This window comes from Streptomyces sp. NBC_00400 (genome assembly GCF_036048035.1).
Classification (GTDB): Bacteria; Actinomycetota; Actinomycetes; order Streptomycetales; family Streptomycetaceae; genus Streptomyces.
The window spans coordinates 7,342,562-7,356,009 of the sequence record NZ_CP107940.1; the positions used below are offsets into that span (position 1 = coordinate 7,342,562).

Genomic DNA, 13,448 nt, shown 5'->3' on the forward strand with positions numbered 1-13,448 from the left:
GGTGTCCGCCACGCGCCATGAGCCCCGCGCCCGCGGCCGGCTCGCCGCGCTCCTCGCCCCGCCCCTCGTGTGGCTGCTCCTCGCCTACCTCGGCTCCCTCGCCGTCCTCCTGCTCTCCGCCTTCTGGACCACCGACCCCTTCACCTCGGATGTCGTCCACACCTGGACCACCGACAACTTCCGCGACATCCTCACCACCCCCGTCTACCGCACCGTCGCCCTGCGCACCCTCGGTATCGCCGTCGCCGTCACGCTCCTCGACGCCCTGCTCGCGCTGCCGATGGCCTTCTTCATGGCGCGGGTGGCGGCCGGCCGGCTGCGCCGCGCCCTGCTGGTGGCCGTGCTGACCCCGCTGTGGGCCGGCTATCTGGTCAAGGCGTACGCCTGGCGGGTGATGCTCGGCGAGCACGGCATCGTCAACGCGGCACTCGCCCCGCTCGGCCTGCACGGCCCCGGATACGGCACGGCCGCCGTCGTGCTCGTGCTCGCCTACCTCTGGCTGCCGTACATGATCCTTCCGGTCCACGCCGCCCTGGAACGGCTGCCCGCCCACCAGCTGGAGGCCTCCGCCGACCTCGGTGCGGGCACCGTACGGACCCTGCGCTCCGTCGTGGCGCCCGCCGTCCGTCCCGCGCTCCTGGCGGGTTCCGTCTTCACCTTCTCGCTCTCCCTCGGCGACTACCTCACCGTGCAGATCGTCGGCGGCCGCACCCAGCTCCTGGGCAATGTCATCGCCTCCCAGGTCACCCTCGATCTGCCGCTCGCGGCGGCGCTCTCCGCGGTCCCGGTCGCCCTCGTCGTCTGCTACCTCGCCGCCGTCCGCCGGGCCGGCGCGCTCGACTCGCTCTGACCGGAACCGAAGGAGGCAGCCGGATGCACCTCACCCGCACCGCCCGGATCGTCCTCGGCTGCCTCACGGCCGCCGGTCTCGCCCTGATCTACCTCCCCCTCCTCCTGGTCCTCCTCAACTCCGTCAACGCCGACCCCTCGTTCGCCTGGCCGCCCCGCGCGCTGACCGGCGAGTGGTGGAGCCGCGCCCTGCACAGCGCGGGCGCCCGCGACGCCCTGGGGACCTCGTTGCGGGCGGGCCTCGGTGCCACCGCCGTCGCCCTGCTCCTCGGCTCGCTCGCGGCCTTCGCCGTGCACCGCCACCGCTTCTTCGGACGGCAGACCGTCTCGTTCCTGATCGTGCTGCCGATCGCCCTGCCCGGCATCATCACCGGCATCGCCCTCAACGCCGCCTTCCGCACCGTCCTTGCGCCGCTGGGCATCGGCTTCGGCCTCTTCACGGTCGTTGTCGGCCATGCCACCTTCTGCGTCGTCATCGTCTTCAACAACGTCGCCGCCCGGCTCCGCCGGATCGCCCCGTCCCTGGCCGAGGCCTCCGCCGACCTGGGCGCCCGCCCCTGGCAGACCCTGCGGTACGTCACCTTCCCGGCGCTGCGCCCGGCGCTGTTCGCCGGCGCGCTGCTGGCCTTCGCGCTCTCCTTCGACGAGGTCGTGGTGACCACCTTCACGGCGGGCGCGGGCACCAGGACGCTGCCGATCTGGATCTACGAGAACCTGGCCCGCCCCCACCAGGCACCGGTCGTCGATGTGCTCGCCGCGCTGCTGATCGCCCTGTCGGTCATCCCGGTGTACGCCGCCCAGCGACTCTCGTCGGACACCGCCGGCGGCCGGTTGTGAGCGTACGGACCGGCGGCCGGCTCTGAGCGTACGGCGCAGGTTCCCCGAAAGGGTGACTCCGCAGACTTTCATCGAACCGGACACGGTCCGGCCGCGTCCCTCACAGCAGGGTCCGGGGCACGGGATCGACGGGGGTGATTCGGTGCCCCGGCCCGTCGGCGGTGCGACGGCGGAGGAGAGCCCGGTCCACGGCCCTCCTCCCGCTCGCCTTTGGGCACGTGCCACGAGGGAAGCCAACGACGTGCGCGACCGGTCAGTGCCGCACGAGCGACCGCCGCGCGACCGGGAAGTCGAAGTAGGTGTCCGGAAACGTCTCCGGGGTGAAGGTGTAGTGCCACCACTCCTTGTCGTAGTTGACGAATCCGGCCCGCTCCAGGCCGTCCTTCAACAGCAGCCGGTTGGCCCGCTGTTCGCCCTTGATCCGCGGGTCGAGGGTGTGCGCCAGCGTGTCGAAGCAGTCGAAGCCGGTGCCCATGTCCAGCGAATTGTCCGGGAAGCGGGCCGCCTTCGGGCCGTAACACGAGGACAGCGGCTCCCCGGGGACATACGGCCGGGTGGGCAGGGCCGGCAGCCGCACCAGCGTCAGATCCAGGGTGCTGCCCCTGCTGTGCCCGGAGTTCTCCGCGATATAGCCGTCCCGGAACAGCGTCGACTTGTCGACCCGCGGATAGAACTCGGCCTTCATCCGCTGGTCGCCGAGGTCCTTGGCCCAGGCCACGAAGTGGTCCACCGCGCGCTGCGGCCGGTAGCAGTCATAGACCTTGAGGGAGTACCCGCGGCGCAGGAACGAGCGCTGCGCCCGGTGCAACGCCCGTGCCGCGTCCCGGGTCAGCAGGCACATCGGCGCCCGGTAGCCGGTCACCGGCACTCCCATGAAGTCGTGCGGGGTGAAGTAGCGCATCTCCTGGATGACGGTGGGATCCACGTCCCGCAGCGCGACGAACTCCGCAGGTGCCTTGGGGGCGTTGGCCGGCTGCGACGACGGCGCCGGGAGGTGCGGGACGGTGTCCGCCGCCGCACCCGAAGGGACGGCGGTCACAGTGATCAGCGCGGCGGCAGCGGCAGCAAGGCCGCGCAGCGCGGCAGCAAGTCTCGGCATGGCCCCCGTCTACCAGGCGCGGCAGGGAGGAGGGAAGCCCTGCCGCACAACCGCTCAACCGCGCAACTGCGTAACCGCACAGCCGCGCAACCACTCCGCCGCGCAGCCCGCTCCGCCCCGTAGCGCGCTCGTCTCCCCCTCCAGCCCGCTACGTCCCTACCCCCTCCTCCCACCCCCGTACCCGCACCGGATACCCCACCGCGCCCCCGTCCCGCCGCTCCACGACCACCCGGTCGCCCTCCCACCGCGAGGTGAACCGCTCCACCGTCGGTCGCTGCCAGCCGTCCCCGGCGTCCGGCACCACCAGCCCGCTGCCCCCGCGCCCGGCCACCGGCGCCCACACCTCCAGCTCCGTCCCGCCGTCCGCCCCGGTCACCGGCAGCACCGCACCGGCCCGTGCCAGCACCGGTATCCGCGACAGCGGCGCCTCCACCCACACCTGCCCGGGACCGTCGTACGCCCGCCCCGTCGCGGTGTCGTACCACCGGCCACGCGGCAGCCGCACCGGCCGCCGGGTGACGCCGGCCGCCAGGGCCGGCGCCACCAGCAGCGCATCCCCCAGCAGAAAGGCGTCCTCGCAGTCCCGCAGCGCCCGGTCCCGCGGGGCGCTCCACCACACCGGCCGGACGTACGGCGCGCCGGTCAGCCGCGCCAACTGGCCCAGCGTCCCGAAGTACGGCAGCAGCCGCTGCCGTTCGCGCAGCGCCGTACGGGCGTGTTCGAGCACCTCGTCCCCGTACTCCCACGGCTCCCGCCGCCCCGCCCCGAGCGCCGAATGGGTACGGAACAGCGGCAGGAAGGCCCCCAGTTGGAACCACCGCAGATACAGCTCCGGGGACGGCACCCCGGAGAACCCGCCGATATCGGGACCGCTGTACGGCACCCCGCACAGGCCCAGCCCCAGCACCAGCGACAGCGAAGCCCGCAGCCCCGCCCAGCCCGTCGCCACATCGCCCGACCAGCTGCCGCCGTAGCGCTGCAGCCCCGCCCAGCCCGAACGGGAGAACAGGAACGGCCGCTCGGCAGGACGCAGTTCGCACAGCCCCTCGAAGCCGGCCCGTGCCATGGCAAGGCCGTAGACGTTGTGTGCCTCCCGGTGATCGCCGCCCCGGCCCTCCAGGGCGTGCCGTGCCGAGCGCGGCAGCGTCCGTTCACCGAACGCGGCAAAGGAGACCGGCTCGTTCATGTCGTGCCACACACCCGCGAAGCCCTGCGCCAGCCGTTCCGCGTACAGCGCCCCCCACCACTTGCGCGCCCGCGCATCGGTGAAATCCGGGTACACCGACTCGCCCGGCCACACCACCCCGCGCACCTCCCGCCCGCGCGCGTCCCGTACGAAGGCATCGGCCGCCGCCCCGCCCTCGTACACCGCGTCCCCCGGCTCCGCCTTCACCGCCGGATCCACGATCGACACCAGCCGCACCCCGTCCGCCCGCAACTCCCGCGCCAGACCGGGCAGATCCGGATAGCGCTGCCGGTCGACGGTGAAGACCCGGTGCCGGTCGTAATGGTCGATGTCCAAATGGACGGCGGACAGCGGAAGCCCGCGCTCCTTGTAGCCCGCCACCACCCGGCGCACCTCGGCCTGGCCGCCGAAGCCCCAGCGGGCGTGCTGGTACCCCAGCGCCCACTGCGGCGGCAGCGCGGGCGCCCCGGTCAGTGCCGTCCAGCCCTGCAGCACCCGGGCCGGGGTGCCCGCCAGCACCCAGTAGCGCAGCGGTCCGCCGTCCATCCGCACTTCACAGGTGCCCGGCCGGTCATGCCCCGAGCCCGCACCCTCCGTGCCCTCGCGCAGCGTCACCCGGCCGTCCCAGGAGTTGTCGTGGAAGACCAGATGCGTACCGGCGTCCGCCACCACCAGCTGCACCGGCATCGTCAGCGACAGCGGATCGTCCCCCGGTGCGAAGGCGCCGCCCGGATCCGTGTTCCACAGCCGGTACGCACCGTCCCGCAGCCGCGGCCCGTGCGCCCGGCCGCCGAGCCCGAAGAACCGGGCATCGGCGGCGACCTGTGCCCGCTGCACCCAGCGCGAGGCGCCGCTCCCTCCGGGCCGCCCGCCCGCTCCCTCCGCGGCTGTGCGGTCCCACCAGCGCGGCGGCAACTCCCGCCGCAGCACCGCCCCGCCGGGCGTCCGCACCTCCACCGCACCGTGCCGGGACACCACCACCAGCACCCGCTCGGAAACCACCCGCCAGCCGCCCTCGGTGTCGGGTTCCAGCACCGCCCGCGCGTCCACCTCGGGGCACGCCCCGGCCAGCGCGTACGAGGGCTCCGGCTCGGCGCCCTCCCAGCCGCAGAACACCGCACCGCCCGAGGCCACCCGCACCCGCAGCGACGACCGCTCGAAGTGGATCAGCCCGCCGCCCGGCTGGGGCTCCGCGCCGCGAGCCGCCCCCGGCACCCGCGCCCGCTCGGCGGTGTGCCGCGGCAGCGCCAGCGCATCCGCCCGCCGCGCCCGCCACGCCGTACGCACGGACCGGAGCCCCTGCACCGGCCCGACCGCCTTGATCATCCGTACCGACCGCACCAGATCCCGCCCGTCCATGCCGGTCAGCCTGCCATTGACGGCGGGGTGCGCGGGCACCGTTCAACTGCCGTTCACCTGCGCGGGGTCACGCTCGGCCACCTTCAGGCCCGCGGATCGTCACCCGATGGCCGAATCCCGCCGTATGTCCCACCACCACCCCCGGAACCGGCCCGTAGCACGTGCCGCCACCACACCCGCCACCCCCCGAATGTGGGCAGTCCACCCTGGTGCACAAGTCGATCACATGGCATCGTCCAGGCAAGCCGTGTCACGCGCACACGCCCACCGACTGGGCCGGGGGAACCTCACCGCCGTGCGCACCCGACGCCCACGACGCGTAACCGCCCGGGAGCCGCATCATGACCACCGCACCGCAGTCCGCCCCGCAGCCGGAACCCCTCTGGCAACCAGGCCCGGACCGGATCGCGGGCGCACAGGTCACCCGCTTCCACACCTGGGCGGCCGCGCACCACGGCGCGCCCGCACCCGCCCCCGGTGACCCCGCCACGAGCTACGCCGCCCTGCACCGCTGGTCCGTCGACGACCTCCCCGCCTTCTGGCAGGCCACCGCCGAGTGGTTCGACGTCCGCTTCGCCACCCCGTACGAGACCGTCCTCGCCGACCGCGCGATGCCCGGCGCCCGCTGGTTCCCCGGCGCCACCCTCAACTACGCCGAGCACGCCCTGCGCGCCGCCGAGGACCCGGCCCGCGCCGGCGAGCCCGCGCTGCTGTACGTCGACGAGACCCATGAGCCCACCCCGGTCACCTGGGCGGAGCTGCGCGCCCAGGTCGCCTCGCTGGCCGCCGGACTCCGCCGCCTCGGCGTCCGCCCCGGCGACCGGGTCAGCGCCTACGTCCCGAACATCCCGCAGGCCGTCGTCGCGCTCCTCGCCACCGCCGCGGTCGGCGGTGTCTGGACCTCCTGCGCCCCCGACTTCGGCGCCCGCAGCGTGCTGGACCGCTTCCAGCAGATCGAACCCGTCGTCCTGTTCACCGTCGACGGCTACCGCTACGGCGGCAAGGAGCACGACCGCCGCGACACCGTCGCCGAACTCCGCGCCGAGCTGCCCACCCTGCGCGCCGTCGTCCACATCCCGCTGCTCGGCACCCCCGCCCCCGAAGGCGCCCTGAACTGGTCGGACCTGACCTCGGACGACACCGAACCGGTCTTCGAACAGGTCCCCTTCGACCACCCGCTGTGGGTCCTGTACTCCTCCGGCACCACCGGCCTGCCCAAGGCCATCGTCCAGTCCCAGGGCGGCATCCTCCTCGAACACCTCAAGCAGACCGGCCTGCACTGCGACCTGGGGCCCGATGACCGGTTCTTCTGGTACACCTCCACCGGCTGGATGATGTGGAACTTCCTCGTCGCCGGCCTCCTGGTGGGCGCCACGATCGTGCTCTACGACGGCAGCCCGGGACACCCCGACATCTCCGCCCAGTGGCGGGTCGCCGAAACCACCCGCGCCACCGTCTTCGGCACCTCCGCGGCCTACGTCATGGCCTGCCGCAAGGCCGGCATCCACCCGGCCCGCGACCTCGACCTCTCCGCCGTCACCTGCGTCGCCACCACCGGCTCCCCGCTCCCGCCCGACGGCTTCCGCTGGCTCCACGACTGCTTCGCGGAGAGCGGCGCCGACCTGTGGACCGCCTCCGTCAGCGGCGGCACCGACGTCTGCAGCTGCTTCGCCGGCGCCGTCCCCACCCTCCCCGTCCACATCGGCGAACTCCAGGCCGCCTGCCTCGGCACCGACCTGCAGGCCTGGGACCCCCAGGGCAAACCGGTCATCGACGAGGTCGGCGAACTCGTCGTCACCCACCCCATGCCGTCCATGCCCACCCGCTTCTGGAACGACCCCGACGGCACCCGCTACCACGACAGCTACTTCGACATGTACCCCGGCGTCTGGCGGCACGGCGACTGGATCACCGTCACCTCCCGCGGCAGCGTCGTCATCCACGGCCGCTCCGACTCCACCCTCAACCGCCAGGGCGTCCGGATGGGCTCCGCCGACATCTACGAGGCCGTCGAACGGCTCCCCGAGATCCGCGAATCCCTCGTCATCGGCCTGGAACTCCCCGACGGCGGCTACTGGATGCCCCTCTTCGTCCACCTCGCCCCCGGCGCCACCCTCGACGACGCCCTGCGCGACCGCATCAAGCGCACCATCCGCGAACAGCTCTCGCCCCGCCACGTCCCCGACGACATCATCGAAGCCCCCGGCGTCCCGCACACCCTCACCGGCAAGCGCATCGAGGTCCCCGTCAAGCGCCTCCTCCAGGGCACCCCGCTCGACAAGGCCGTCAACCCCGGCTCCGTCGACAACCTCGAACTGCTCCGGTTCTACGAGCGGGTGGCCCGCGACCGCACCGCCGACAGCGCGCAGTAGGCCCGCCGGCGCGCCGGACCACCAGGCCATCCACGCCCACCGGTCCGGCGCCCGGCCGCATTGTCAGACCCCCCGATTACTCTCAGTGACAAGTGATGTTCGGCCGCCACCGCTCACACAGAGCCGGCGCATCTCACTCAGGGGGAGTCATGACATCCGCATCCCGGCCCACCGACCCGTCCACCGCCCGCCGCGCACTACGCCGCGAAATCCCCAGTAGCGCCGCCGTCCTGGCCGACGAACAGGACTTCACGGCCATGCGCCGCTACCCCACCTTCCCCTTCGACGACCACCGCAGCTACCTCCAGCAGGTGGAGACCTTGCTGCGCAGCCTCGCCGCCCAGGGCGTGCTCACGACCCTCAGTCTCTTCGACCCGGCCGCCTACGAGAAATACTGCGCGGACCTCGCCCTGGACCCCGACCGCCCCGACAGCCGCAGCCGTTACACCGCCGAGGTCGCCCGCACCGGCGCCACGCTGACCTACCAGGGCGAACCGCTGACCGAGCTGCTGCCGCTCCTCGTCGAAGAAGCCGACCGCCAGGCGACCTGGGACCACGCCTCGGGCGTCCTGGCCCGCGCCGGCAGCTGCGAGGAGTGCGGCGAAGACCTCGCCCGCGCCGCCTTCGCCCGCGCCACCCAGGCCCTCCAGGCGCTCCTGGCCTCCCTCGGCGACGGCACCCACCACCTCGTCTGCTCCGTCGCGGCCGGCGAGCCGTCCCTCCTGGCCGTCCTGCACGCCACCAGCAGCGACGGCGCCCGGCCCCAACTCGCCGAATCCGAAACCCTCGTCTTCTGCACGGTCCTCGCCGCCGGTTTCGCCCTGCGCAGCCCGGGCGGCCTCGTCTCCCGCACCACCGCTCCCGCCGCCCGCGACGTCACCGGCGACCGCACCCACGACACGGTCCGCGGCTGGACCCTCGGTGACTCCTGGCCCCGCCCCCTCGGCGCCGCCGAGGTCTTCACCGCCTACTGCACCGACGCCGACACCGGCGAACCGATCCCACCCGAGCACGGCGTCGACTACGCCCCCGGCCTCCCCCTCACACCCCCACCCGACCCGCACAGCCACTGACCGGGCCACCCACCCGGCCCCCAAACACCATGGCCGCCCCGCCACAAGGGCGGGACGGCCATCAACACTCCTGACTGCGACGCACCGCGCCGCGCGGGATCACTCCCCGGAGAGCACCGCCTGCGCGGCAGCCCGCGCATCGTCGGCGGTGTCCGCGGCACGCGCCGCGGCCGCCGCCCGCTCGCACTGCGCCAGCGTGTGCTTGGACAACGTCGCCCGTACGTACGGAATCGACGCCGCCCCCATCGAAAGACTGGTGACACCGAGCCCCGTCAGCACACACGCCAACAGCGGATCGGAGGCCGCCTCACCACAGACACCACAGCTCTTGCCCTCGGCCTTCGCCGCCTCGGCCGAAGCCGCCACCAGGTCCAGCAGCGCCGGCTGCCAGGGGTCCTGCAGACGCGAGACGGCACCCACCTGACGGTCGGCGGCGAAGGTGTACTGCGCCAGGTCGTTGGTCCCCAGCGAAAGGAACTCCACCTCCTGGAGAATCGACCGTGCCCGAAGCGCCGCGGACGGAATCTCCACCATCGCTCCGAACTTCGCCCGCAGCCCGGCCTCCCGGCAAGCATCCGCGAACGCCTTGGCGTCGATCCGGTCCGCCACCATCGGCGCCATGACCTCGAGATAGACCGGCAGCCCCTCGGCCGCCCTGGCCAGCGCCGTGAGCTGCGTACGCAGCACATCCGGGTGGTCGAGCAGGGTCCGCAGCCCCCGTACACCCAGCGCGGGGTTCGGCTCATCGCCCGGCGTCAGGAACTCCAGCGGCTTATCGGCCCCGGCGTCCAGAACGCGCACGACCACGCGGCCCTCCGGAAACGCCTCCAGCACCGCCCGGTACGCCCCGACCTGCTTCTCCTCGGACGGCGCCTTCTTGCTGTCGTCCAGGAACAAGAACTCCGTACGGAAGAGCCCGACACCCTCGGCCCCGGCCTCGACCGCCGCGGGAACATCACCGGGACCACCGACATTCGCCAGCAGCGGCACCTTGTGCCCGTCGGAGGTGGCACCCGGACCGGACGACGCCGCCAGCGCCGCCCGCCGCTCCGCCGCGGCCTGCTCCAGCGCCGCCCGCTTCTCGGCGCCCGGCTCGACAAAGACCTCACCGGTGCTGCCGTCGACGGCGATGACCGTGCCCTCGACGAGCTCACCCGCGCCCGGGAGCGCAACGATGGCCGGCACCCCCAGCGCCCGCGCAAGAATCGCGCTGTGGCTGGTCGGCCCGCCCTCCTCGGTCACAAACCCGAGCACCAGCGTCGGGTCCAGCAGCGCGGTGTCGGCCGGCGCCAGATCCCGCGCGATCAGCACATACGGCTCATCGCTGTCCGGCACACCCGGCATCGGCACACCGAGCAGCCGGGCGACGATCCGGTTGCGCACATCATCGAGGTCGGCCACCCGGCCCGCGAGGTACTCACCCGCACCTGCAAGCAGTGCCCGGTAGGCGGCGAACGCGTCGTACACACCACGCTCGGCGGTGGACCCGACGGCGATCCGCCGCTCGACATCAGCGATCAGCTCGGGGTCCTGAGCCATCAGGGCCTGGGCCTCCAGCACGGCCTGGGCCTCGCCGCCCGCCAGGTTGCCCCGCGCTATCAGGTCAGCGGCGACAGCCTCCACGGCCTGGCGGGCACGCCCCTGTTCGCGCTCCGCCTCGTCCGCAGGGATCTGCTTGGCCGGCGGCTCCAGGACCGCCGTGCCCATGTGCCGCACCTCGCCGATCGCCACGCCGTGGCTGACGCCGACGCCTCGCAGCGTTGTCTCCATTGCACCCGTCTCCGGTTGATGCGGCGGTCCGGGCCGCCGCGATGGATGTCGTCCTGCCGTACGGGACGGCGCCCGGCTACTGCCAGGAGAAGAGCTGGTCGCCCGCCTTGATATCGCCGGCCTCGCTCACCTCACCGAGCGAATCGGCGGTGGCCTCCAGCGCGACGACCGGGCACACCGGCGACTTTCCGGCCTCTTCGACCGCGGCCGGGTTCCAGCGCACGATCTCCTGCCCACGAGCGACGGTGTCACCCTTGTTCACGAGCAGCTCGAAGCCCTCGCCATTGAGCTGAACGGTGTCGATACCGAGGTGGGTGAGCACACCGTGCCCCTCGGAGTCGACGACGACGAACGCGTGCGGGTGCAGTGATACGAGAACGCCGTCCACGGGCGAAACCGCAGCAGACGGCTCACGTACCGGATCGATGGCGGTACCGGGACCCACCATCGCTCCGGAGAACACCGGATCGGGCACAGCCGCGAGTCCGATGGCGCGTCCGGTAAGAGGGGACGTCACGGTGGTCATGGGAAGCCTCCCAGGGGTGGAGATTCATCAGGCCGCCGTCACTACCTGTCCTGGACGGCGCACCGTTCAGAAGCGTAAGTCATAAGAACTGACGGTTCCGCATGAGAGACGCCGGTTGCCCACCGCGCGTCACGCCGAATCGATTTGCCTCGCCCACAGCAGAGCTGTACTGTCTGAGACCTGCCCCGGACAGCAAGGACGCATTCAACTGCGTCCGGCTGAGGTGGGCGGCACTCCTAGCGTCTTGATCGCGACTCAAGAATTGCGCTTTTCTGCTTGCCTGCAGAAAAGCAGCGGTTCGAAATCCGGAAAAGGCCTGATAGAGTGTGAAACACCGAAGGGAAGCGCCCGGCGGAAACCCGAGAGGGAATCCCAAGGAAGCGTCCGTTCCTTGAGAACTCAACAGCGTGCCAAAAGTCAACGCCAGATATGTTGATACCCCGTCCACCGGAAACATCCGGGGGATGAGGTTCCTTTGAAAGTCCACCACGGCCCATGCGGTCGGGGTGGCACACACAGCGAGGACGCTGTGAACGACCGGACCTATTCCGTCTGGTTGTTCCGCTCTCGTGTGTGTTTCACCCGATTACGGGTAAACATTCACGGAGAGTTTGATCCTGGCTCAGGACGAACGCTGGCGGCGTGCTTAACACATGCAAGTCGAACGATGAACCTCCTTCGGGAGGGGATTAGTGGCGAACGGGTGAGTAACACGTGGGCAATCTGCCCTTCACTCTGGGACAAGCCCTGGAAACGGGGTCTAATACCGGATACGACTACCGACCGCATGGTCTGGTGGTGGAAAGCTCCGGCGGTGAAGGATGAGCCCGCGGCCTATCAGCTTGTTGGTGGGGTGATGGCCTACCAAGGCGACGACGGGTAGCCGGCCTGAGAGGGCGACCGGCCACACTGGGACTGAGACACGGCCCAGACTCCTACGGGAGGCAGCAGTGGGGAATATTGCACAATGGGCGAAAGCCTGATGCAGCGACGCCGCGTGAGGGATGACGGCCTTCGGGTTGTAAACCTCTTTCAGCAGGGAAGAAGCGAGAGTGACGGTACCTGCAGAAGAAGCGCCGGCTAACTACGTGCCAGCAGCCGCGGTAATACGTAGGGCGCAAGCGTTGTCCGGAATTATTGGGCGTAAAGAGCTCGTAGGCGGCTTGTCACGTCGGATGTGAAAGCCCGGGGCTTAACCCCGGGTCTGCATTCGATACGGGCAGGCTAGAGTTCGGTAGGGGAGATCGGAATTCCTGGTGTAGCGGTGAAATGCGCAGATATCAGGAGGAACACCGGTGGCGAAGGCGGATCTCTGGGCCGATACTGACGCTGAGGAGCGAAAGCGTGGGGAGCGAACAGGATTAGATACCCTGGTAGTCCACGCCGTAAACGTTGGGAACTAGGTGTGGGCGACATTCCACGTCGTCCGTGCCGCAGCTAACGCATTAAGTTCCCCGCCTGGGGAGTACGGCCGCAAGGCTAAAACTCAAAGGAATTGACGGGGGCCCGCACAAGCAGCGGAGCATGTGGCTTAATTCGACGCAACGCGAAGAACCTTACCAAGGCTTGACATACACCGGAAAACCCTGGAGACAGGGTCCCCCTTGTGGTCGGTGTACAGGTGGTGCATGGCTGTCGTCAGCTCGTGTCGTGAGATGTTGGGTTAAGTCCCGCAACGAGCGCAACCCTTGTTCTGTGTTGCCAGCATGCCCTTCGGGGTGATGGGGACTCACAGGAGACTGCCGGGGTCAACTCGGAGGAAGGTGGGGACGACGTCAAGTCATCATGCCCCTTATGTCTTGGGCTGCACACGTGCTACAATGGCCGGTACAATGAGCTGCGATACCGCGAGGTGGAGCGAATCTCAAAAAGCCGGTCTCAGTTCGGATTGGGGTCTGCAACTCGACCCCATGAAGTCGGAGTTGCTAGTAATCGCAGATCAGCATTGCTGCGGTGAATACGTTCCCGGGCCTTGTACACACCGCCCGTCACGTCACGAAAGTCGGTAACACCCGAAGCCGGTGGCCCAACCCCTTGTGGGAGGGAATCGTCGAAGGTGGGACTGGCGATTGGGACGAAGTCGTAACAAGGTAGCCGTACCGGAAGGTGCGGCTGGATCACCTCCTTTCTAAGGAGCACTTCTTACTCGGACTTGTCCGGGTCAGAGGCCAGTACATCAGCGAATGTCTGATGCTGGTTGCTCATGGGTGGAACGTTGACTATTCGGCACACTTGATTCTCTGGAAGTTAGTACTGCTTCGGCGTGGAACGCATCTGGGGGTTGAGTGGGCCGGGCACGTTGTTGGGTATCTGAGGGTACGGACTGTGAGTCTGGACCTTCGCGATGCCGGCCCCAGTGAACTCAGCCTTCGGGTTG

The 13,448-nt window shown here is 70.4% G+C and carries 8 protein-coding genes and 1 rRNA gene; 5 read left to right on the forward strand and 4 right to left on the reverse strand.

Going from position 1 to position 13,448, the window contains the following annotated elements; translation table 11 throughout:
• Nucleotide 1 precedes the first annotated feature (1 nt).
• Together OHS81_RS32245 and OHS81_RS32250 are read left to right on the forward strand one after the other, a co-directional pair.
• Nucleotides 2-850, forward strand: a complete 849-nt coding sequence (locus OHS81_RS32245) for an ABC transporter permease (protein WP_328391567.1) — start codon at nt 2-4, stop codon at nt 848-850.
• Nucleotides 851-873: 23 nt separating this feature from the next.
• On the forward strand, nt 874-1,686 hold the full coding sequence (locus tag OHS81_RS32250) for an ABC transporter permease (RefSeq protein WP_328389116.1): 813 nt from the start codon (nt 874-876) through the stop codon (nt 1,684-1,686).
• A gap of 253 nt (nt 1,687-1,939) precedes the next feature.
• On the opposite strand, the gene OHS81_RS32255 is transcribed toward OHS81_RS32250, so the two are convergent.
• Nucleotides 1,940-2,785, reverse strand: coding sequence for a M15 family metallopeptidase (locus tag OHS81_RS32255; protein ID WP_328389118.1), 846 nt, complete (start codon nt 2,783-2,785; stop codon nt 1,940-1,942).
• A gap of 148 nt (nt 2,786-2,933) precedes the next feature.
• A complete protein-coding gene (locus tag OHS81_RS32260) occupies nt 2,934-5,330 on the reverse strand; it encodes a glycoside hydrolase family 31 protein (protein ID WP_328391569.1) in 2,397 nt (798 codons plus the stop codon).
• Nucleotides 5,331-5,671: 341 nt separating this feature from the next.
• On the opposite strand from OHS81_RS32260, the gene OHS81_RS32265 reads away from it, so the two are divergent.
• Both OHS81_RS32265 and OHS81_RS32270 read left to right on the forward strand, forming a co-directional pair.
• Nucleotides 5,672-7,702 (forward strand): acetoacetate--CoA ligase, encoded by a 2,031-nt coding sequence (locus OHS81_RS32265; RefSeq protein WP_328389120.1) that lies wholly within the window; start codon nt 5,672-5,674, stop codon nt 7,700-7,702.
• A gap of 149 nt (nt 7,703-7,851) precedes the next feature.
• A complete protein-coding gene (locus OHS81_RS32270; protein WP_328389122.1) occupies nt 7,852-8,775 on the forward strand; it encodes a hypothetical protein in 924 nt (307 codons plus the stop codon).
• A gap of 99 nt (nt 8,776-8,874) precedes the next feature.
• On the opposite strand, the gene ptsP is transcribed toward OHS81_RS32270, so the two are convergent.
• Together ptsP and OHS81_RS32280 are read right to left on the reverse strand one after the other, a co-directional pair.
• Nucleotides 8,875-10,545 (reverse strand): phosphoenolpyruvate--protein phosphotransferase, encoded by a 1,671-nt coding sequence (gene ptsP, locus OHS81_RS32275; protein ID WP_328389124.1) that lies wholly within the window; start codon nt 10,543-10,545, stop codon nt 8,875-8,877.
• Between the two features lie 76 nt (nt 10,546-10,621).
• Nucleotides 10,622-11,071 carry a PTS sugar transporter subunit IIA gene (locus tag OHS81_RS32280; RefSeq protein WP_328389126.1) on the reverse strand — a complete coding sequence of 150 codons (450 nt, stop codon included), beginning with the start codon at nt 11,069-11,071 and terminating at the stop codon, nt 10,622-10,624.
• A 599-nt stretch (nt 11,072-11,670) separates the two neighbouring features.
• Here OHS81_RS32280 and OHS81_RS32285 point away from each other — a divergent pair.
• A 16S ribosomal RNA gene (locus OHS81_RS32285) occupies nt 11,671-13,199 on the forward strand.
• Nucleotides 13,200-13,448: the final 249 nt, after the last annotated feature.

Excerpts from the sequence above, each read along its gene's own strand:
- ptsP (WP_328389124.1), bottom strand. The coding sequence starts at position 10,545 with ATGGAGACAACGCTGCGAGGCGTCGGCGTCAGCCACGGCGTGGCGATC.
- OHS81_RS32250 (WP_328389116.1), top strand. The coding sequence starts at position 874 with ATGCACCTCACCCGCACCGCCCGGATCGTCCTCGGCTGCCTCACGGCC.
- OHS81_RS32270 (WP_328389122.1), top strand. The coding sequence starts at position 7,852 with ATGACATCCGCATCCCGGCCCACCGACCCGTCCACCGCCCGCCGCGCA.
- OHS81_RS32260 (WP_328391569.1), bottom strand. The coding sequence starts at position 5,330 with ATGGACGGGCGGGATCTGGTGCGGTCGGTACGGATGATCAAGGCGGTC.
- OHS81_RS32255 (WP_328389118.1), bottom strand. The coding sequence starts at position 2,785 with ATGCCGAGACTTGCTGCCGCGCTGCGCGGCCTTGCTGCCGCTGCCGCC.
- OHS81_RS32280 (WP_328389126.1), bottom strand. The coding sequence starts at position 11,071 with ATGACCACCGTGACGTCCCCTCTTACCGGACGCGCCATCGGACTCGCG.
- OHS81_RS32265 (WP_328389120.1), top strand. The coding sequence starts at position 5,672 with ATGACCACCGCACCGCAGTCCGCCCCGCAGCCGGAACCCCTCTGGCAA.